Source organism: Klebsiella sp. X13, assembly GCF_003323835.1.
GTDB lineage: Bacteria > Pseudomonadota > Gammaproteobacteria > Enterobacterales > Enterobacteriaceae > Klebsiella > Klebsiella ornithinolytica.
The window spans coordinates 2,641,615-2,660,359 of record NZ_CP030874.1; the positions used below are offsets into that span (position 1 = coordinate 2,641,615).

At 56.2% G+C, this 18,745-nt stretch carries 20 protein-coding genes and 1 pseudogene; 12 read left to right on the plus strand and 9 right to left on the minus strand.

The genetic code is table 11. The features are described 5' to 3' along the window. Positions 1–35 precede the first annotated feature (35 nt). From glsB to DSD31_RS12630, 6 genes are all read left to right on the plus strand, one after another. Positions 36–962 (plus strand): glutaminase B, encoded by a 927-nt coding sequence (gene glsB, locus DSD31_RS12605; RefSeq protein WP_004862165.1) that lies wholly within the window; start codon positions 36–38, stop codon positions 960–962. Continuing rightward, on the plus strand, positions 962–1,330 hold the full coding sequence (locus tag DSD31_RS12610) for a DUF4186 domain-containing protein (RefSeq protein WP_032717473.1): 369 nt from the start codon (positions 962–964) through the stop codon (positions 1,328–1,330). The genes glsB and DSD31_RS12610 overlap by 1 nt, the downstream gene beginning before the upstream one ends. 112 nt (positions 1,331–1,442) lie before the next feature. Beyond that, the gene (locus DSD31_RS12615; protein ID WP_048023611.1) at positions 1,443–2,867 is read left to right on the plus strand and encodes a GGDEF domain-containing protein; all 1,425 of its coding nucleotides are present in this window, start codon (positions 1,443–1,445) and stop codon (positions 2,865–2,867) included. Positions 2,868–2,945: 78 nt separating this feature from the next. Then, complete coding sequence (locus tag DSD31_RS12620) at positions 2,946–3,473, plus strand: GNAT family N-acetyltransferase (RefSeq protein ID WP_064359319.1); 528 nt, start codon at positions 2,946–2,948, stop codon at positions 3,471–3,473. Positions 3,474–3,575: 102 nt separating this feature from the next. Beyond that, positions 3,576–5,027: a tagaturonate reductase gene (locus DSD31_RS12625; RefSeq protein ID WP_064367565.1), complete on the plus strand. Its 1,452-nt coding sequence runs from the start codon at positions 3,576–3,578 to the stop codon at positions 5,025–5,027. A 295-nt stretch (positions 5,028–5,322) separates the two neighbouring features. After that, a complete protein-coding gene (locus tag DSD31_RS12630) occupies positions 5,323–5,763 on the plus strand; it encodes a GNAT family N-acetyltransferase (protein ID WP_004862154.1) in 441 nt (146 codons plus the stop codon). 195 nt (positions 5,764–5,958) lie between these two features. Here DSD31_RS12630 and DSD31_RS12640 read toward each other — a convergent pair whose 3' ends face one another. Continuing rightward, positions 5,959–6,891, minus strand: coding sequence for a LysR family transcriptional regulator (locus DSD31_RS12640; RefSeq protein ID WP_113991083.1), 933 nt, complete (start codon positions 6,889–6,891; stop codon positions 5,959–5,961). 201 nt (positions 6,892–7,092) lie between these two features. Here DSD31_RS12640 and DSD31_RS12645 point away from each other — a divergent pair, with 201 nt between their 5' ends. Then, complete coding sequence (locus DSD31_RS12645) at positions 7,093–7,821, plus strand: flagellar brake protein (RefSeq protein ID WP_015584301.1); 729 nt, start codon at positions 7,093–7,095, stop codon at positions 7,819–7,821. 33 nt (positions 7,822–7,854) lie between these two features. Here the strand turns inward: DSD31_RS12645 and tam are convergent, their stop codons facing one another. The 3 genes from tam to DSD31_RS12660 all read right to left on the minus strand — a co-directional run bounded on the left by tam (position 7,855) and on the right by DSD31_RS12660 (position 10,532). Then, a complete protein-coding gene (gene tam, locus DSD31_RS12650) occupies positions 7,855–8,622 on the minus strand; it encodes a trans-aconitate 2-methyltransferase (protein ID WP_015584302.1) in 768 nt (255 codons plus the stop codon). Positions 8,623–8,822: 200 nt separating this feature from the next. Further along, on the minus strand, positions 8,823–9,113 hold the full coding sequence (locus tag DSD31_RS12655) for a hypothetical protein (RefSeq protein WP_004862141.1): 291 nt from the start codon (positions 9,111–9,113) through the stop codon (positions 8,823–8,825). Between the two features lie 228 nt (positions 9,114–9,341). Then, complete coding sequence (locus tag DSD31_RS12660) at positions 9,342–10,532, minus strand: MFS transporter (RefSeq protein WP_113991084.1); 1,191 nt, start codon at positions 10,530–10,532, stop codon at positions 9,342–9,344. A 200-nt stretch (positions 10,533–10,732) separates the two neighbouring features. On the opposite strand from DSD31_RS12660, the gene DSD31_RS12665 reads away from it, so the two are divergent. The 4 genes and pseudogenes from DSD31_RS12665 (at position 10,733) to DSD31_RS12680 (ending at position 13,329) form a co-directional block, all read left to right on the plus strand. After that, positions 10,733–11,179 (plus strand): VOC family protein, encoded by a 447-nt coding sequence (locus tag DSD31_RS12665; protein ID WP_004862136.1) that lies wholly within the window; start codon positions 10,733–10,735, stop codon positions 11,177–11,179. Next, positions 11,176–11,721, plus strand: coding sequence for a GNAT family N-acetyltransferase (locus tag DSD31_RS12670; protein ID WP_004862134.1), 546 nt, complete (start codon positions 11,176–11,178; stop codon positions 11,719–11,721). The genes DSD31_RS12665 and DSD31_RS12670 overlap by 4 nt, the downstream gene beginning before the upstream one ends. Before the next feature lie 12 nt (positions 11,722–11,733). Then, positions 11,734–11,895, plus strand: a pseudogene (locus DSD31_RS26435) (LysE family translocator); the annotation flags it as partial. A gap of 336 nt (positions 11,896–12,231) precedes the next feature. Continuing rightward, complete coding sequence (locus tag DSD31_RS12680) at positions 12,232–13,329, plus strand: YbfB/YjiJ family MFS transporter (protein ID WP_369974014.1); 1,098 nt, start codon at positions 12,232–12,234, stop codon at positions 13,327–13,329. Here the strand turns inward: DSD31_RS12680 and DSD31_RS12685 are convergent. Further along, complete coding sequence (locus DSD31_RS12685; RefSeq protein WP_015584306.1) at positions 13,326–14,168, minus strand: LysR family transcriptional regulator; 843 nt, start codon at positions 14,166–14,168, stop codon at positions 13,326–13,328. The two genes, DSD31_RS12680 and DSD31_RS12685, sit on opposite strands and share 4 nt — an antisense overlap. A 91-nt stretch (positions 14,169–14,259) precedes the next feature. On the opposite strand from DSD31_RS12685, the gene DSD31_RS12690 reads away from it, so the two are divergent. Continuing rightward, positions 14,260–15,336 carry an NAD(P)H-dependent flavin oxidoreductase gene (locus tag DSD31_RS12690; protein WP_069475937.1) on the plus strand — a complete coding sequence of 359 codons (1,077 nt, stop codon included), beginning with the start codon at positions 14,260–14,262 and terminating at the stop codon, positions 15,334–15,336. A gap of 26 nt (positions 15,337–15,362) precedes the next feature. Here DSD31_RS12690 and DSD31_RS12695 read toward each other — a convergent pair whose 3' ends face one another. From DSD31_RS12695 to DSD31_RS12710, 4 genes are read right to left on the minus strand one after another with little or no spacing between them, the layout of a single operon-like run. After that, positions 15,363–16,022: a methionine ABC transporter permease gene (locus tag DSD31_RS12695; protein ID WP_160873165.1), complete on the minus strand. Its 660-nt coding sequence runs from the start codon at positions 16,020–16,022 to the stop codon at positions 15,363–15,365. Then, positions 16,019–16,810 (minus strand): methionine ABC transporter ATP-binding protein, encoded by a 792-nt coding sequence (locus DSD31_RS12700; RefSeq protein ID WP_086816602.1) that lies wholly within the window; start codon positions 16,808–16,810, stop codon positions 16,019–16,021. Before DSD31_RS12700 ends, DSD31_RS12695 begins: the two co-directional genes overlap by 4 nt. Then, complete coding sequence (locus DSD31_RS12705) at positions 16,807–17,613, minus strand: MetQ/NlpA family ABC transporter substrate-binding protein (RefSeq protein ID WP_004862122.1); 807 nt, start codon at positions 17,611–17,613, stop codon at positions 16,807–16,809. Before DSD31_RS12705 ends, DSD31_RS12700 begins: the two co-directional genes overlap by 4 nt. A 23-nt stretch (positions 17,614–17,636) precedes the next feature. After that, entirely contained in the window at positions 17,637–18,665 is a 1,029-nt protein-coding gene (locus DSD31_RS12710) for an isopenicillin N synthase family dioxygenase (protein WP_004862120.1), read from the minus strand. Positions 18,666–18,745: the final 80 nt, after the last annotated feature.

The window sequence follows — 18,745 nt, forward strand, 5'->3', positions numbered from 1 at the left end:
CAGCCCGAATTTTGACGGCGGGCAAGGAGCCGGGTGTGGCGACGGTCATCAATAATGCAATGCTGGAGACGATTCTGGCAGAAATCAGGCCGCTAATTGGGCGTGGCAAAGTGGCGGATTATATTCCGGCGCTGGCAAGCGTAAGCGGTAATAAGCTGGGTGTGGCGATTTGTACGGTGGAGGGTCAACACTATTCTGCCGGCGATGCCCACGAGCGTTTTTCCATTCAGTCCATCTCTAAAGTGCTGAGCCTGGTGGTGGCGATGAACCACTATCAGGAGGAGGAGATCTGGCAGCGGGTGGGGAAAGATCCTTCCGGACAGCCGTTCAATTCATTATTACAGCTGGAAATCGAGCAGGGCAAACCGCGCAACCCGTTTATTAATGCCGGTGCGCTGGTGGTTTGCGATATGTTGCAAAGCCGACTGAGCGCGCCGCGACAGAGGATGCTGGAAATCGTGCGTCGTCTGAGTGGAGTGACGGATATCGGGTATGATCCGGTGGTGGCGCGTTCGGAGTTCGAACATTCGGCGCGTAATGCCGCGATCGCATGGCTGATGAAATCGTTCGGCAACTTCCATAATGATGTCGCGACGGTCCTGCAAAACTATTTTCACTACTGCTCGCTGGAAATGAGCTGTGTCGAACTGGCGCGGACGTTTCTGTTTCTCGCCGATCGCGGGGTGGCTCCGCATCTGGATACCCCGGTAATTGCCCCGATCCAGTCGCGGCAGGTGAATGCCTTAATGATGACCAGCGGGATGTATCAGAACGCCGGCGAATTTGCCTGGCGCGTCGGACTGCCGGCAAAATCTGGGGTAGGCGGTGGTATTGTCGCCATTGTCCCGCAGGAGATGGCTATCGCGGTGTGGAGTCCGGAGCTGGATGCGGCCGGTAACTCGCTGGCGGGAACCGCGGTACTGGAAAAACTGACCCAACGCCTGGGAAGGTCGGTATTCTGATGGCCAACATAGATTCCTTATTTGCCCGTCTCCAGCGGTCGACCTTTCGTTCCCGCTTCCATCTTGGTCGCAAAGAGCGGCAGTACTGTGTCGATAAAGGACCGGAGATCATTGACCAGCACGCGGCGGATTTTATTGCCCGCCGGCTGGCGCCAGCGCATATTCCGAATGACGGTAAACAGACGCCGATGCGCGGACATCCGGTATTTATCGCCCAACATGCCACCGCCACCTGCTGTCGTGGCTGTCTCGCGAAGTGGCATGATATTCCCGCCGGCCGTGAACTGACAGACCGGGAGCAGCGCTATGTGGTGCAGGTGATCCATCGCTGGCTGGTTATCCAGATGAATTCATCTGGAGGTCAATAATGCGCATTTATCCGCCATGGGTATGCTGGATAAATATTCTCATGTTATGATAATCCGCTAACTAATTATTAACATAATAATTGCCTGAAACAATTAGACGGATAATCACTGAATGTCTTCACTGTCGATTCGGTTATTCACGCTGTTTCGTGAGGAACACCCCGTGCGTGACGCGCTGGTGTTATTCACCTTAACGTTGTTGCTCCATTTTTTCGGTGCCATGCTGCGTCTGGTCCAGGAACTGTCCTTTTTCTGGCCGCTGAATGCCGTGATGGTCGGGATCTTCGCCCGCTATGTCTGGCTCAATCGTAGCTATTTTTATGCCACCTGTTTTGTGGCGATGATGGTGTACGACGGCCTGACCTCACGCTGGGGAATGGGCTTTGCCTCGCTGCTGATTAATTTCTCGAATATTGTCTTTATCGTCAGCCTGGCGCAGCTGTTGCTGTGGGATAAGCGACGGACTGATTCCATGCCGGGCCCGATCAATGTGCTGAATTTGTTCTGTTACTGTCTGCTGGCCGCTTTCCTGAGCGCCGCCGTGGGGACGCTTGGATCGATGGATGTCGAGCGGGAGACATTTATCTCTCTGCTGGCCGATTGGTTTAGCGAACAGTTCTCGACGGCGGTGCTGATCCTGCCGTTTATCCTGACGGTGACGATCCCTTCGACGTTCAGCGGCTTCCGCTGGAGTCAGCTGCTACCGGTCATGGTGCTGGTGCTGTCCATTATCCTTGGCGTCGCCGTAGGGGGAGCCGAAAGTATCACTTTCCCGCTGCCTGCGCTGATCTGGTGTGCGATTCGTTATCCGCTGCCGCTGACCTGCCTGCTGACTTTCCTCACCGGAATCGGTGAGATCCTGCTGGTGGCGAATGCGTTAGTTCATCTCTCTCCCGATGCGCATCTGCAGCCATGGCAGCTGTTCTCGACCCGCCTTGGCATTGCGGCGATGTTAATCAGCCCGGTGATTGTGGCCTCAAGTGTTGACGCGATTAATAACCTGGTGAAACAGCTGGCGCTGCGGGCTGATTTTGATTTCCAGACGCGGGTTTACTCGCGTTCCGGTCTGAGCGAGGCGCTGAAGCGTCAACCGCAATCAGAAACGCAGCAGCTTACCGTGATGTTGCTGGATATCGATGACTTTAAGCGGGTCAACGATAGCTGGGGTCACGAGTGCGGAGATTGCGTGCTGACTCAGTTCGCCCAGCGGGTGCGGGATCTGGTGGGCGAGCAGGGGCTGGTGGCGCGTATTGGCGGGGAGGAGTTTGCCGTTGCCATGTTGAGCGCGACGCCGCAGGAGGGTCAGCTGCTGGCGGAGAAAATTCGCCAGGGCGTGGCGGCGCAAACCTTCGTCTGGGGGCCGCACAAGATTAAACTGACCCTGAGCATGGGGCTGGAGTGTCGTCCGGTCGGCGGCGGGCGGATCACCGAGCTGTTTAATCAACTGCTGATGGCTGCCGATGATTATCTTATTAATGCGAAGGAAGCCGGGCGCAATCGGATTTGTACGCCGACGCTGGCGGAACATCAGCCATAAGAAAACGCAATGACAATTCCGCTTGTGTTAAATATAAGTTAAAAAGATAGTGATGTGGTCAATTTCATGGAGCGACCAATGACCACATCCTTTTCCCTTCGTACGCTTTCGCGTGCTGATATTCTCGAAAACCTTTCCCCGCTGAGCGATATTCTGGCCGATTGCGTTAACGGCGGTGCCTCCGTCAGTTTTATGCTGCCTTTTTCGTTGCAAACGGCGCGAACGTTCTGGCTGCGCATCGCCGAAAGCGTGGCGGCCGGGGAGCGTCTCGTGCTGGTGGCCGAACATGCCGGGCAGATTGTCGGCACGGTACAGCTGGTCATCGATCAACCGGAAAATCAGCCTCATCGCGCCGACGTGGCAAAACTTTTGGTTCACCAAAATGCGCGGCGGCAGGGGCTGGCTAATGCGCTGATGAATTATCTGGAGCAACTTGCCCGCGAGCAGGGCAAGTCGGTTCTGGTCCTTGATACGGCCACCGGCAGCGGCGCAGAACGCTTTTATGTCCAGTGTGGCTGGGAAAAAGCCGGGGAAATTCCGCGTTATGCCTTAATGCCGGACGGAACGATGACGGCGACCTCACTGTTCTATAAGATCCTGCAATAACCGAGACAGGTTTGATCAAAACACGGTTTTACTCTTAGAAAAGCTGTTAAGTTATTACACCAATTACTCAGGTTGTATGACCACTCTACGAGGGAACCTATTGTGAAAACATTAAACCGTCGTGATTTTCCCGGCGCGCAGTACCCTGAACGTATCATCCAGTTCGGTGAAGGTAACTTTCTTCGGGCATTTGTCGACTGGCAGCTTGATCTGCTGAATGAGCATACCGACCTGAACGCCGGCGTGGTGATTGTTCGCCCCATAGAGAGCGCGTTCCCCCCGTCGTTGAGCACGCAGGATGGGCTGTACACCACCATTATCCGCGGTTTGAACGAACGGGGTGAGGCGGTGAGCGATGCGCGTCTGATCCGTTCGGTAAACCGGGAAATCAGCGTTTACGCGGATTATGACGCCTTCCTTCAGCTGGCTCATAACCCGGATATGCGCTTTGTGTTTTCCAATACCACCGAAGCCGGCATCAGCTATCACGCCGGCGATCGGTTTGAAGATGCGCCGGCGGTGAGCTACCCGGCAAAACTGACCCGACTGCTGTACGAGCGTTACAGCCACTTCGCCGGCGCGGCGGATAAAGGCTGGATCATTATCCCTTGCGAACTGATCGATTATAATGGCGAAGCGCTGCGCGAGCTGGTGCTGCGCTATGCTCATGAATGGGCGCTGCCGGCGGCATTTACGACCTGGCTGCAGGAGGCAAACGCTTTCTGCTCGACGCTGGTGGACCGTATCGTAACGGGCTACCCGCGTGATGAAGCCGCGGCGATCGAAGCGCAGCTGGGGTACAAAGACGGTTTCCTCGCCACCGCCGAACACTTCTATCTGTTTGTTATCCAGGGGCCAAAATCGCTGGCCGCTGAACTGCGTCTGGATAAATTGCCACTTAATGTCCTGATTGTTGATGATATTAAGCCGTACAAAGAGCGGAAAGTGGCGATTCTTAACGGCGCACATACCGCCCTGGTACCGGTGGCCTACCAGGCAGGGCTGGATACCGTCGGCGAAGCGATGAATGACCCGGAGATTTGTGCATTCGTCGAGAAGGCGATATATACAGAGATTATTCCGGTGCTCGATCTGCCGCGCGCTGAACTGGACTCTTTTGCCAGCGCGGTGACAGGGCGTTTTCGCAATCCGTATATCAAACATCAGCTGCTCTCCATTGCGCTAAACGGCATGACCAAATTCCGCACCCGCATTCTGCCGCAGCTGCTGGCAGGGCAGGCGAAATCAGGTAAACTACCGGCGCGTCTGACTTTTGCGCTGGCGGCGTTGATTGCCTTCTATCGCGCGGAGCGCGATGGCGCAACTTATCCGGTGCAGGATGACGCCGAATGGATGACGCGTTTCCAGACCCTGTGGGCGCAGCATCGCGACGCGCAGATCGGCACCCGTGAACTGGTGAAAGCGGTGCTATCGGTGACCTCTCATTGGGAGCAGGATCTGACGCAGATTAATGGCCTGGTTGAACAGGTAACGCAGGATCTTGATGCCATTCTGCTGCGCGGCATGCGAGAAGCGGTGAAGCCGTTGTGCTGATTTAAACATCGTCGAACAACGTTGACCCGGCCACGGCCGGGTTATTAACTTGCCTTATTTAGTTACAACATACAATGGCTGCAAATCAGAAACAAAACGCGCAGATCTGTAGCGCTGAAAACAACAATCGCCAGACAGCGGTAAATGCGCGTACAGATAAAGACGAATAAGGGCAAATTGTGCCCCCGCCGCTTGAAGAAATGTCAGGCCAGGAAAATAATGGGCATCGTAACTGCAAGACGTTAATCGATCGCCCGCGTAACCGGTCCAGTTCGGACATCAGGAGAGATAATCGATGGTTGTTGATATTCGCGAGGTCTGTGCGCAAGACAAGTCGCAATGGCTGCAGCTTTGGCAAGGCTATACCTCTTTTTATGGCAGCCCGCAGCCGGCCGATGTCACGGAATACACCTGGCAGCGGTTACTGGACCACGGCTCACCGGTTCTGGGGCGTGTGGCCGTGGTCGACGATCGCGTAGCGGGTTTTGCAATCTGCGTCCTCCATGAAGGGACCTGGGTGAAAACCCCGATTTGCTATCTGGAAGACCTGTTCGTCGATCCGCAGCTCCGCGGCCGCGGCATTGCCCGGCAATTGATGCAGGCGCTACGGGCGGAAGCCAAAGAGCAAGGATGGTCGCGCCTTTACTGGCATACGCGCACCGACAATCCGGCCCGTCGACTGTATGACGAATTTACTCCCGCTGATGATTACGTGCGTTATCGCATCACCTGTTAAAACAGGTCAAAAGAAAGCCGTTGTTCAGCGTCGCCTGGCGGCTGAAAACAACTCAGGAGAATCAAAAATGGAAAAACGCATCGAGACCGCCATTAACCTGATTATGTTTCTTTCGCTGCTGGCCACCGCGTGGGATCTCTCGCTGGTGCACCATCTTTCCTGGTAACTCTGCTGCGGCGCCTGCTTTGGCGCCGCTCAACCGCGCCGGATGTTTATTGCTGAAGCATGATATTGTGCCAGAAGAGAGGGCACCGTGGTTTTCAGGAAAGATATCACCTGATTGATTGCGGGTGAAATCGGTTTTTGCGGTGGGGTCAAGGCATGTAAATCAAAAGCGGGGATGTGATAACCCGGCAATAGCTCAACCATTTCACCATTGCTTATTTCTTTCATGCATGCCGGCGCCTGAAGAACGCCAATGCCGATGCCGCGTTTGACCAGCCCATAAATAGAACTCCAGTGGGTGGTCGCTACCACCGTATTGATACGGGTTTGAACCACCACGCCATCCTCGTCATACAGTATCAGGTCTCCACCATCAAAAATCCCCTTTACGCGAATAAAAGGATGATGGCGGAGCTGTTCCGGAACGGTAATGGCCTCGCTGTTGCGGAGGTATTCAGCTGAGGCAACAAGTTTTCTTTCGACCTGGCCAAGCGGGTGGGCAATAAAAATCCCGTTTGCTAATTTTCCCAGGCGCAGAGAGATGTCGACCCCCTCAGTGACCGGATCCACAATTGCATCATTGAGGGTGAGATCGATTTTTAGCAAAGGATAGGCGGCATAGAGCAGTGCCAATAGTTCTGGCACCACCGTTTCGCCGAAGCAGCAGGGCGAAGACAGACGTAACGTCCCGGCAAGTCGATCTTCCGTCGGTGTCACGGCGCGAATGGCTTCTGCCGCCGCCGCAAGGACAATTTTGCTGTGGTTGTAGAACGTCATGCCATAATCCGTGCAGGTGATAGCGCGTGGATTGCGCATCAGTAAACGTACTGCCAGATATTTTTCCAGTCGGGTGAGGGTTTCACTTACCGAAGATTGCCCCATATGCAGATCTTTGGCTGCCTGCGAGATGCTCCCTCGTTCGACAACCCGGGCATATACGCGCATGGCCAGAATCATATCCATAGCATTTTCCGTATTCAGTATTGGCCTAATTATAGTCTTTTCTGGCGAGTAAATAGCGGCATGCTATAAACCGTTCAATCTGTGCAAACCATAAATAATTTGACTGCAAAATAACAATCGTATTAATTGATATTTATTATCGTGTTTATTGACTTAAGTTTATTTTTATCTTCACTTAAGATTTGCGCTGAGGTGAAGTATATGTCAAGAATACATCGTACGAATAAATATGATTTAATGGGTTTATTGAGAGAGGAGTTAAAAAATAAAAGTCTCCTGCAAATACACACGCAAGATAACCTGATGACCACTCAGTTGAAAGAGGTGAGTGCCGCCGGTTTTACCACCGATCTTGATATTTCTGATGGTAAAAAATTATCCTTTACTATTTTTAGCGAGAATGGAAAGGCTAATTTTTTTTCACGGAGAAAGAAGGGTGTAGCGGACAGTATCGGGACACTATTTAATCTCCCGGATAGCATTACAATAACCCAGAGAAGAGCGCATCCGCGCCTGACGACGGCGCCGGACTATCCTTTCTTCTGCCATGGCCGTTTTCGTAATGGCAAAAACTATCATTTTGCGATCGATAATCTATCCTGCGGCGGCTGCGGATTAATAGCGCATCAGGCATTCAGTGAATTAAAAGTCGCTAACCTGTATCTGAAGCAAGCCATATTAAATCTTGGTGCCTATGGCGAAATAATCGTTGATCTGGCGATAAAAAATATTTATAGCCCCCCCTGTTTTGGCCGCGACAGCCGCGTTGAATATCGTATTTCATGTCAATTTATCTTTCGCCACGAGGACGATAAACAGCGGATGGAAGACCTTATGCTTGAGTTGACGATCAATGAGAAAAGAAAAAAACGCGTAATGCCAGAAAGCGGTCATTACAACGACAAAAACGACGCTGACGCCCGGCGATAGCGCATTGCGTGGCTATCTCGCCGGACGTCTCTGTCATCTGAGGCGAGGTTTGCGCTGCGCGACGATAAACAGTCGTGGGAACAGCAGCAGGACCTTTCCGTTACGCTGTAGCGGATAGTGTTGCTGCAACAGCGCCAGATAGCGTTCGAGGAATCCCTCCTGCTGCCCGGCATCGAGCGGTTGCAGGTAGGGGCGAAGCCCCGTGGATTGCAGCCAGTCGATAATCGCCTGGTGCGACTCCAGCGGGTGGTAATATGTTGTTCGCCAGATATCCACCTCGCAACCGCAGGCGGTGAGAATATCGTAATACGCCTGCGCACCCGGCAGCGGATGACGTCCGCTCTCCGGGAATCCCATCTCCTGCGCCACCTGACGCATAAGCGTGTGGGAGGGTTCCTGCCAGTTGTCCGGCATTTGTACCGCCAGCAAGCCGTTATCCGCCAGCTGATTAACGAGGTGCGGAAACAGGGTTTCATGATCCGTCAGCCACTGCAGCGATGCGTTCGCATAGAGAAGATCCGCGGGGCGTTCGGGTTGATACTGGCGAATATCGGCGGCGACGAACCGGCAGGTCGGCAGCGCCCGGGCGGCGTCATCGAGCATCGCCGGTGAGCTGTCGACGCCGACAAGGGTCGCTTCCGGCCAGGCATGATGCAGCAAAGCGGTGCTGTTACCAGGACCGCAGCCCAGATCGACAGCGAATGTGACGGGATGCTGTGCAATACGGGCGACTAATTCAGCGGCGGGGCGCGTACGTTCAGCGCCAAATTTCAGATACAGGGAAGGATTCCAGTCGGCCATGGGTGACTCCGGGTAAGATATACGCGTTCATCAGCATAGAGGGCAATGCCGTCAGATAAAACGTCTTTTGCACGCGATGAAGGAATTGTCACCCTTTTTGTGACAATGTCACGCACGAGCGGTACGCCGCACGTGCCTCAGCGTTTACACGTGGGCTATGCCGGGGAGCCCGGCATGTGTAATGTGCAATGTGCGGGCGGTTAATCGCTCTCCTTGAGCGCTTCGGCGCGTTTCGCCGTGGCATAGACGAAGTCCAGCATCGGCTCCAGATCGGTGTCATACCCGGCCTGAATAATTTTACCGCGCAGCCATTCGATTTCGCTGGTGATATCCGGATGGAAGATATTGTTGTCCTGAGCTTTACGCAGCCATTTCAGCAGGAAATTGTTCTTTCCTCTGATTCCACCCGATTTTTTTGATTTTCCATGAATTTTCAGCGCGACTAAGATGCAGTAATAGAAATGAACGCGCTGATTAAAGCTTTGATGCATTTGCGTATTTCCCGCCAGGCTCAAGAACTCACCGTCGTGGTCAGTGATTCGGATTGGGTTACGTCACGGGCCGGATCTTTAATTACGCGATCTCTGTTATGCCACCCGCCACGTCAGTGCGCCTGTAACCAGACGTGACAAGGATGTTGGCACGGATGCGGAATCACAGTCAATTATTGATTAGTTTTTTACCGGCTCCGGTAACCTGCGGCTACCGGAGACCGTCGCTCATACGTGGCGCAAAGCGGCGCGTTGCTGCAGGTGGACACGAAAAACCAGCAGGAATGCCAGCACGACGACCACCGCGGCCAGCAGATAAATTGTATCCAGTGCATAATAGCCGGCGACCCAGCCAGCCAGCGGGCCGGTCAAACCCAGCGCTAAATCGAGAAAGGCCGAATAGGTCCCCAGCGCCGTCCCCTGGTTTTGTTCTTCAACCTGTCTGACCGCCTCCACGCCCAGCGCCGGGAAAACCAAAGAGAAACCGCTGCCGGTCAGCAGTGCGCCGAGGCCGGCTATCCATGCGGAAGGCGCGAGCCAGATAATCATCAGCCCGAGACACTCGACCACGAAGCAGACCAGAGAGACGCGGACGCCGCCATAGCGGGTAATTACATTGCCTGCGACCAGGCGAACACAGATAAACCCGGCGCTGAACAGGGAGAGGGTAAATGCCGCGCCTTGCCAGCGATGCGCGGAAAAGTAGAGCGTGATGAAGGTCGCGATGACCCCGAATCCGACGGTTCCCAGGGCCAGGCCCAGGCCATAAGGCCAGATCTTGCGCACCACCACGTGGAACGGCGCCCGGATACCGGTGGTGACGCTGACATCCTGGCGCGTACGGGCAAAGAGCAGGCCAATCACCGCCACCAGAACGACCACCGCGGCAAAACCGCTGATACCAAAGACGCTGTTGAGCATCACGCCGAGTGGCGCGCCTACCGCCATCGCCACATAGGTGGCCACGCCATTCCACGAAATCACTCGCGAAGTATGGATCGCCCCCACGGTTTTAATTCCCCACAGCGTTGCTCCCGTCGCGGTAAAGCTTTCACCGACGCCGAGGAAAATACGCCCAATCAACAAAGCGCTAATCGCCAGCACCGGCACCGATTGCAGCGCCACAGCAACCAGTGTGAACAGACCGCTCAACAGGCAGCAGACGATCCCAAGACTGACGACCTTTTTCGGCCCCCAGATATCCGTATAGCGTCCGGCGTGCGGCCGACTGAACAGCGTCGAAATGTACTGCAGGCTGATAACAATACCGGCAATGAGCGTACTGTATCCCAGCTGGTAATGGATATATCCCGGCAACACGGCAAGCGGCAGGCCGATGGAGAGATAGCAGATACAGGTGAAAACGACGATCGAGATAATGCGCAGATTAAGCTGAGTATTACTGACTGAAGAGGTCATAACATCATGGTATTTCAAACGAAGGTGTGAGCAGCATAGCGCAGACCCGGTCATTCGGACGAGCACAGGATGCGTTTTTCCGCTGTTTTAGCCAAACCCACCAAAATTAGCGTTGGGACAAGACGAATCTGTGCAAGTCTGCGTATTCAATGTATAAATTTTCTACTGGCTCTATTCTGTGTTCACCGTCAGGAGGGAAGATGACAAAAGATTTCACCGATATCGCCGTGCTGTTTGTCGCGGGATTTGGTCCCATCACGCAAAACACCGCGCTGAGCCATGCCTTTTATGGCGAGACGTTAGGTTTACCGTTGAAACGGATGGCGGGTAACGATGACTATCTGCTGACCGAGCAGGATGCGCTGGCGGGAGTGAAACATTTTGCCCTCTGGCCGCTGGCCCAGGCGGCGTTCTCCTGCTTTGGCAGTGAAGAGTGGCCGGCAGATCTGCCCGTTCCCCAGGCGTGGATTGAATTTGAAGTGCGCGATATTCAGGCCGCCTCCGACGTGCTGATGGCCAAAGGATACCGACTGCTGATCGCCAACCGGGAAGAACCATGGGGTCAGACCGTCACCCGACTGCTCAGCCCGGAAGGGCTGCTGACGGGCGTCACGATTACGCCATGGCTCCGCGAGGAGGCTCCGTGAAAGCGCCACTCTTAACCACCGACAGGCTGCGGCTGGTCCCGCTGGTCAAAGACGACGCGCCTCAGATTCAGGCGGTGTTTCCGCAATGGGAAATCGTGCGCCATCTGGCGGCCAGTTTTCCGTGGCCGTTCCCGGACGACGGCGCGTCTCGCTATGTGAACACGATTGCCTTACCGGCTGCCGAAAAGGGGAGCGGCTGGTTCTGGACGATTCGCCGCCAGGCCGACCCGGAGCAGCTTATCGGCCTGATTACGCTCTCCGACCAGGCGGATAACAATCGCGGCTTCTGGCTGGATCCGGCCTGGCAGCGTCAGGGGTTAATGACCGAAGCCTGCCGCTGTGTGACCGATTTCTGGTTTAACACTCTCCATCGGGAGGTGCTGCGCGCGCCTAAAGCCCGCGACAACGATGGATCGAGGAAAATATCGATGAACAGCGGCATGCGCCTGATTCGCGTAGAGAAACAGCAGTTTACCGCGGGCATGCTGGATGCAGAATTGTGGGAAATCACCCGGGAGGAGTGGAACCGCCTGGTGCGCTGAAGCACGATGCGGCTCGTGACCAACATCCTGAAATGGTGTGGCTGGCCAGGCTTTCAGCTTCTGCTTCGTCCACGTCAGGCCTTCGATACGCGCCAGTCTACCGCGCCTTCTACCAGCAACTGGTTTTTAAAAGGAGTGCTCGGGAACGTATTAAATCCGAAAATGGGGGTATTTATGCTCTTTGCGGCCAGACTGGCGCTCAGTTACCGCTAACCGTTACGGGGGCTGCAAGCCCCCCGCATTATTTATCCGTCGCATTGACCACCACACTTCGTTGTTCAGCGAAGCATCTTCATCGGGCTCCTCTACACTGGCGGCAGTGGTCGGCCTGCGCTCCGCGTTTTCTGCTGGTCGGCCTGTTTATTACCACGACACCAAGAGAACAGTAGAAACGTCATTCTCTTATTGAGATTTTCAGCGGCGAGGTAGCGAGTGAACAGGACGAAACAGCGGCCGGAACGTCAGGCTTTGTGGTTGGCGCTGGCCGGTGCAGTGGTGCTGATTATCGGCATGGGATACGGGCGTTTTGCCTATACCGGAATTCTCCCGGTAATGCTGAATGAGCAGATTCTATCGCTGCGGCAGGGGAATCTGGCAGCGTCGGTCAACTACGCGGGTTATCTGATCGGGGCGCTGCTGCTGTCGAAAGCCCGACCGGCTGACAGCACCCGCCTGACTCTCGCTTCGGTGGCATGCACGTTAGTGTGCCTGGCGCTACTGGCGTGGGTGAGTTCGCCCTCGGGGATCATACTTATCCGCGGACTGGCGGGGGTGCTGAGTGCGGTGACGATGATCGCCGCCTCGCTATGGCTGCTCCAGCATATGCAACACCATCACGGTGCGCCGGTACTCTTTTCCGGCGTTGGAATGGGGATCTTTTTATCCGCCGAAGGTATTTCGCTGGCGAAACATGCGGCGCTCTCCAGCCCACAAATCTGGCTTATCTGCGCCGCGAGCGCGACGATCCTCTTTTTCCTGGTCGTACGCCTGCTGCTGATGCCGGCCCATGAGGTGCAGACCTGGCCGCCGCAGTCGCCGGCTTTAACAGCGACGGATGGACAAACCGCCGATGCCTGGCGATTGCTGGCGATATATGGTTTTTCTGGCTTTGGTTACATCATTACCGCGACCTACCTGCCGCTGTTTTTATCCGCTTCGCTGGCGCAGATCGATCCCGTGCAACTCTGGGCGCTGTTTGGTCTCGCGGCGGTCCCTTCATGCTTTATCTGGCACAAACTGGTGATCAAACTGGGCTTCCGCCGGGCGCTGACCGCCAATCTGCTGATACAGGCGGCGGGCGTGGTACTGCCGGCTCTCAGCCAGACGCTCCTCGCTTGCCTGCTCAGCGCGCTGCTGGTCGGTTTTACCTTTATGGGCACCGTTACCATTGCGCTCCCGGAAGCCAGAAGGCTGAATCAGCGGGTAAAATTCAATATGATCGCGGCGATGACGGCCACTTATGGTATCGGACAGATTATCGGGCCATTTGTCGCCGGGACGCTGCATAACCTGACGGGATCGTTTAATCCCTCATTGCTTGCGGCGGCAGCGTCTCTGTGTCTGGCGGCAGGGCTGGTTGCGGTCAGGTCAGCGCGCGCGCATCCTTAAAATTGGATGCCCGCCGTCAGCAGTTGCCGCATTTCACTGAGCGCAGGGGACATAGATTCCCGGCGCCAGATGAGCTGAGTCTGTACCTGCTTAAGCGGCTGAATCTGGCAGTTGTCTGGCAGGGGCAGGATATCTATTACGCTTTGCGGCAGGATACCGCGATAACCACCGGACGCAATGCAGGCGATCATGGCGTGGTACGACCCCACATCCTGAATCTCGACATGCGCATCGGAGGCGAAAAACGCTTCCGCGATCGCCCGATAGCTGCAGCCCCTGGGAAAAGCGGCAAGTCTGATATCAGCCGGCCCCTCTGGACTCACCAGCATCAGCTGCTCGTCAAAAACGGGGATCGCGTCGATGTCCGTCGGGCGGACAAGCTCACCTTCGGCGGTAACCGGCAGACTCACCAGCGCGCAGTCGAGGGCGGCACGCTGTACCAGATCGGTCAACTGCTGCGTAGGCTGGGTATGCAACGTCAGTTCGACCTGCGGACAGATGGCGCGGAACCGTGGAAGGAGGTGAATAAGCCGGCTCGCGGCTGTCGCTTCCATCGCCCCCAGGCGCAGGCGCCCGGCGGGGTTTGTCGGGTGCAGCGCCTGTTTCGCCTCTTCGCCAAGGCTCAGTATTCTTAGCGCGTAATCGAGGAACTGCTTGCCGGCAGAGGAGAGCACCATTTTTTTATTGCCCCGCACGAACAGCTCGACATCAAGCTCTTCTTCCAGCTGCTGGATGCGCGTGGTGATGTTTGATTGCACACGGCCCAGCTTCTTGGCTGCCCGGGTAATGCTTTGCTCTTCCGCGACAATTTTAAAGATCAGTAACGTGGCGTGGTTCATATTTTTCTTCTAAATATGGAAATGATATTGATCTTAACATCTCAAAAAGAGATGTTAAGCATTCAGCATCACACATTCAAACAGGGTGACCATGAGCAACCGCTTTACGCAGAGACTGGATATTGCCTATCCCATCATTCAGGCGCCGATGGCCGGGGTCTCAACCCCAGAGCTGGCTGCCGCGGTGAGTAACAGCGGCGGGCTCGGCTCGCTGGGGCTGGGAGCCGCGACCGTTTCCCAGGCCGAAGCGCTGATTGCGCGTACTCGTCATCTGACCACGCAGCCCGTCAATGTCAATCTGTTTTGCCATGCGCCGGCGCGCCGGGACCCGCACACGGAAGCAAGGTGGACCGCGCTGTTGCGTCCGCTATTCGCTCGTTTCGGCGCGCAACCGCCCGAGACGCTGACGGAAATCTATCAAAGTTTCCTTGTGAATCAGCCCATGGCCGAGCTGCTACTTGACCTGGCGCCAGAGGTGGTCAGTTTCCACTTTGGCGTGGCGGATAAGACACTCATTCGCCGGCTGAAGGAAAAAGGTGTGCTGACCATGGCCAGCGCCACCAGCGTAGACGAGGCACAGCGGGTCGTCGCCCAGGGCGTCGATGTGGTGATTGCGCAGGGGTATGAGGCCGGAGGTCATCGCGGGATCTTCGATCCTCGCGGCGACGATCGGCAAATGAGTACCTTGACGCTGGTCCAGGCGCTAAAGCGGACGGTGTCGATACCGGTTATTGCCGCCGGGGGGATCATGGACGGTGCCGGGATCCGCAGCATGATGCATCTGGGCGCAGAAGGGGTTCAGCTGGGGACCGCGTTCCTGCTCTGCCCGGAATCGGCTACCGACGCCGGATATCGCCAGGCGCTGAGCGGTGAACCTACGCCAGAAACCGTGATGACTGCGGCGATTTCCGGTCGCCCGGCGCGCTGCATTGACAATGCATTTTGTGAAACCGGCCGACGCAATCCCGACGTTATGCCCCCGGACTACCCGCTAGCCTACGACGCGGGAAAAGCGCTGGCGGCAGCGGCGAAAGCGCAGGGCGAATGGGGATTTGGGGCACATTGGGCAGGACAGGGGGTCGGGATGATCCGGGCGTTGCCGGCAGCGGAGCTGATGCAAACGCTGATCCGGGAGGGCGGATTTTCCACCCAGCCGTCGCGGCGGTGATGGCGACCTGCCGCGACGGCTGATGTTTAACGACGGTGGGCCAGTCGGCGGACCAGGCTGTCGCCCGCCATCTGCACGCCCTGCACCAGGGCCACCAGAATCAGCACCGTGCCGACCATCACTTCATTATTAAAGCGCTGATAGCCATAGCGAATCGCCAAATCGCCCAGCCCGCCGCCGCCGATCACGCCGGCCATTGACGAGAAGCCAATCAACATCACGATAGTCAGCGTGACGCCAGCCAGCAGGGTTGGCAATGCTTCCGGCAGTAGCGATTTAAAAATTACATGCCAGACCGTGCCGCCCATCGACAAAATGGCTTCAATACGTCCGTAATCCACTTCATCGAGCGCGTTTTCCGTCAGCCGGGCGAAAAAAGGGAAGGCGCCAATCGTTACCGGCACCACCGCCGCCGTGCTCCCGAGCGTCGTACCGATAATCAGCCGGGTAAACGGGATCAGGGCGATCAGCAGCACGATAAACGGCAGCGAGCGACCGAAGTTAATCACTGCCCCCAGCAGCGCGTTGAGTTTCGGCATCGGCAGCAACCCGTTTTTACGCGAAATAAACAGCACCACGCCAACAGGAAGGCCGAGCAGAACGGTAAATACCGCCGCCAGCCCCACCATATACACCGTCTCCAGCGTCCCGTCCCACAGCAGCGGCCAAAGGTCATCCCAGCTCATGCGACTGTGCATAATGGCCTCCGCTGATAACCATGACGAGCAAGAAAATCGCGTTCCGACTGCGGATCGTGCAGCAATGATTGACGCAGCTTCGACCACGGCGCCACCAGCAGTTCGGCGATACTGCCGCTTTCGACGATTTCGCCATTTTCCAGCAGCGCGGCGTGGTCGCACAGGGTTTTGACCACCTCCAGTTCATGGGTGATCAGCACAATCGTCAGATTCAGACGCTGATTAATATCTGCGAGCAATGCCAGCACCGAGGCGGTGGTCTCGGGATCCAGGGCGCTGGTCGCCTCGTCGCACAGCAGGACGTCCGGCCTTGACGCCAGCGCTCTTGCAATACCCACGCGCTGTTTTTGCCCGCCCGATAGCTGGGAAGGGAACGCGTGGGCTTTATCGCTAAGCCCGACCAGCTCAAGCAACTCCGCGACTCGCGTCTGACGCGCCGTTTTGGCCATGCCGGCAATTTCCAACGGCACAGCGACATTGTCGGCGACGTTACGTGCGTGCAGCAGGTTAAAATGTTGAAAGATCATCCCGGTACGCAGGCGATAAGCGCGCAGCGCGGCTTTATCCATCTGCGTAATATCCTGTCCGTTCACAATAATGCGGCCCGATGTGGGCCGCTCCAGCAGATTCAGACAGCGGATCAGCGTACTTTTTCCCGCGCCGCTGCGTCCGAGGATGCCGTAAATCGCGCCCTTCGGGACCTGCAGCGACACATTGTTCAGCGCCGGTCGGCCTGTTCCGGCGTAGGTTTTACTCAGCCCGATCGCTTCAATCATGATTTCGGGGTAACCGGGATAACCGAGCCGTTATAGCGTTGACGGATAAATTCAGCCACCTGCGGCGAAGTCAGGTCTTTCGCCAGCTGTTTGATGCGCGGATCGCTTGCCAGGGAGGGATTGGTGACCAGAATGTTGGCGTAAGGGTTATGGCTGGCGCTCTCAAGGCCAAGCGCGTCTTTTGCCGGCGTCAGCCCGGCTTCCAGCGCATAGTTACCGTTGATCACGGCCAGATCGACATCGTCCAGAGAGCGCGGGATCTGTGGCGATTCAATTTCGAGAATCTTCAGATGCTTCGGGTTTTCCACAATATCTTTGGGCGTCGCCAGCGTCGTGGCCGGGTCGGTGAAGGAGGAGGCCAGTTTGATCAGTCCCTGGCTTTGCAACAGGAACAGGGCACGGCTCAGGTTGGTGGTGTTATTGGGCACGGCGACGGTGGCATTTTCCGGCAGTGAAGCAAAGTCTTTGTGCTTGCGCGAATAGATACCCAAAGGCTCAATATGAACCGTGGCGGCGACGGCGAAGGTCTTGCCCAGCGCCTTTTCCTGATCCTTCAAATAGGGTACGTGCTGGAAATAGTTTGCATCCACGTCGCCGTTTGCCAGCAGTTCATTGGCATTTACGCCGCTGGTCAGTTCGACCACCTTCAAATCCAGGCTCGGATCGATTTTCTTGATGTAGTTAAGGATCTCCGCATGCGGAACCGGGTCAGCCGCTACGCGTAAGGCGGCGGCCTGCGCTGATGTCCAGGCGAAAGAGAGAGACAGAGCAACCCCTGCCAGTTTAAAAGCGGCAATTTTCATGGTGTTTTCCTTTATTTTTATCTTTAAACGATTGGTTGCCCGGCCGGTTCGCGAAACACATCCTGGTAGTAGCGTTCAGCCACATCCGGGTGTGAGCGCAGGCGGCCCTTCAGGTAATTCCAGCCCACTTCGCGCAGCAGCGGGTTTTGCGGATCGCTGTCCGGTCCGAGCGCTTCCTGCGCCAGTTCCGGCGGCAGGGTGAAGACCGGAACGGTGGCATCCAGCTGCGCACCGAGGAAAAATGCGATAGAGAGACGCTCCTGGTGTACCGGCGGAGACACCACCCGATGGACGGTGGCACGCAGGTAGCCATTGGTGGCCAGCTCCAGCAGTTCGCCAATATTGACGACAAAACTGCCGGCCAGCGGAGTCGCATCGATCCATTGCCCGGGGGCAACTTCTACCTGCAGACCCTTTTGCTCATCCTGAAGCAGGAAGCTGAGGAACCCGGAGTCTTTATGCGCGCCGACGCCCTGGTGGCTTTGCGTCTCATGCTGACCGGGATAGCGGATCAGTTTGATATGCTCGTTGGGTTTATTGCCATACAAGGTCTCAAAGGCGTCATCAGGTAGCGCCAGCGCTTCAGCAAAGGCGCGCAACAGGGTTGTGCCGACCTCGGTCATGGCGCGCTGCCAGCTGAGCAGCGTGGGTTTCAACGTCGGTAGCGCTTCCGGCCACAGGTTAGGCCCCTGCAGACGCTGCCAGCGCGGCGCATCGTCATCCAGACGCAGCGCCGGACGCTCGGCGCCAATATCAAACTGTTCTCGCCAGTCTGGCTGTCCGCGGGTCAGCTCGGATGCGGCGCGGTTATAGCCGCGAAAGTGTGGGGAATGAATCATCGCAACCGGCTGTTTTTGCTCATCAGGCAGGGCAAAAAAGCGGCGGGATTGCTGCTGGACAGCTTTTTGCAGGGCATCGTCGACGCCATGATTGATCAGATAAAAGAAGCCGATCTCGCGGGCCGCATGGCGAAGGTCGGCCAGAAAAGCCGTTTTTTCAGCAGGATCGGCGTAGCGAGCAAGATCGAGAATCGGCAAAGTCGTTGCGTTCATTGTGTGCTCCGAAGACGGCATTCAGGGAGTTGCGTTTATTCATATTCAGGGTTCGGGGACAACAACAGCGCATGGTGATT

What these genes read in the sequence shown, in the direction of transcription:
- DSD31_RS12640 (WP_113991083.1), bottom strand. Translation starts at nt 6,891, where the DNA reads ATGGATATGATTCTGGCCATGCGCGTATATGCCCGGGTTGTCGAACGA.
- DSD31_RS12620 (WP_064359319.1), top strand. Translation starts at nt 2,946, where the DNA reads ATGACCACATCCTTTTCCCTTCGTACGCTTTCGCGTGCTGATATTCTC.
- DSD31_RS12695 (WP_160873165.1), bottom strand. Translation starts at nt 16,022, where the DNA reads ATGAGCTGGGATGACCTTTGGCCGCTGCTGTGGGACGGGACGCTGGAG.
- DSD31_RS12700 (WP_086816602.1), bottom strand. Translation starts at nt 16,810, where the DNA reads ATGATTGAAGCGATCGGGCTGAGTAAAACCTACGCCGGAACAGGCCGA.
- DSD31_RS12645 (WP_015584301.1), top strand. Translation starts at nt 7,093, where the DNA reads ATGTCAAGAATACATCGTACGAATAAATATGATTTAATGGGTTTATTG.
- DSD31_RS12655 (WP_004862141.1), bottom strand. Translation starts at nt 9,113, where the DNA reads ATGCATCAAAGCTTTAATCAGCGCGTTCATTTCTATTACTGCATCTTA.
- DSD31_RS12690 (WP_069475937.1), top strand. Translation starts at nt 14,260, where the DNA reads ATGAGCAACCGCTTTACGCAGAGACTGGATATTGCCTATCCCATCATT.
- DSD31_RS12705 (WP_004862122.1), bottom strand. Translation starts at nt 17,613, where the DNA reads ATGAAAATTGCCGCTTTTAAACTGGCAGGGGTTGCTCTGTCTCTCTCT.
- tam (WP_015584302.1), bottom strand. Translation starts at nt 8,622, where the DNA reads ATGGCCGACTGGAATCCTTCCCTGTATCTGAAATTTGGCGCTGAACGT.
- DSD31_RS12610 (WP_032717473.1), top strand. Translation starts at nt 962, where the DNA reads ATGGCCAACATAGATTCCTTATTTGCCCGTCTCCAGCGGTCGACCTTT.
- DSD31_RS12665 (WP_004862136.1), top strand. Translation starts at nt 10,733, where the DNA reads ATGACAAAAGATTTCACCGATATCGCCGTGCTGTTTGTCGCGGGATTT.
- DSD31_RS12615 (WP_048023611.1), top strand. Translation starts at nt 1,443, where the DNA reads ATGTCTTCACTGTCGATTCGGTTATTCACGCTGTTTCGTGAGGAACAC.
- DSD31_RS12685 (WP_015584306.1), bottom strand. Translation starts at nt 14,168, where the DNA reads ATGAACCACGCCACGTTACTGATCTTTAAAATTGTCGCGGAAGAGCAA.
- DSD31_RS12680 (WP_369974014.1), top strand. Translation starts at nt 12,232, where the DNA reads ATGGGATACGGGCGTTTTGCCTATACCGGAATTCTCCCGGTAATGCTG.
- DSD31_RS12710 (WP_004862120.1), bottom strand. Translation starts at nt 18,665, where the DNA reads ATGAACGCAACGACTTTGCCGATTCTCGATCTTGCTCGCTACGCCGAT.
- DSD31_RS12630 (WP_004862154.1), top strand. Translation starts at nt 5,323, where the DNA reads ATGGTTGTTGATATTCGCGAGGTCTGTGCGCAAGACAAGTCGCAATGG.
- DSD31_RS12660 (WP_113991084.1), bottom strand. Translation starts at nt 10,532, where the DNA reads ATGACCTCTTCAGTCAGTAATACTCAGCTTAATCTGCGCATTATCTCG.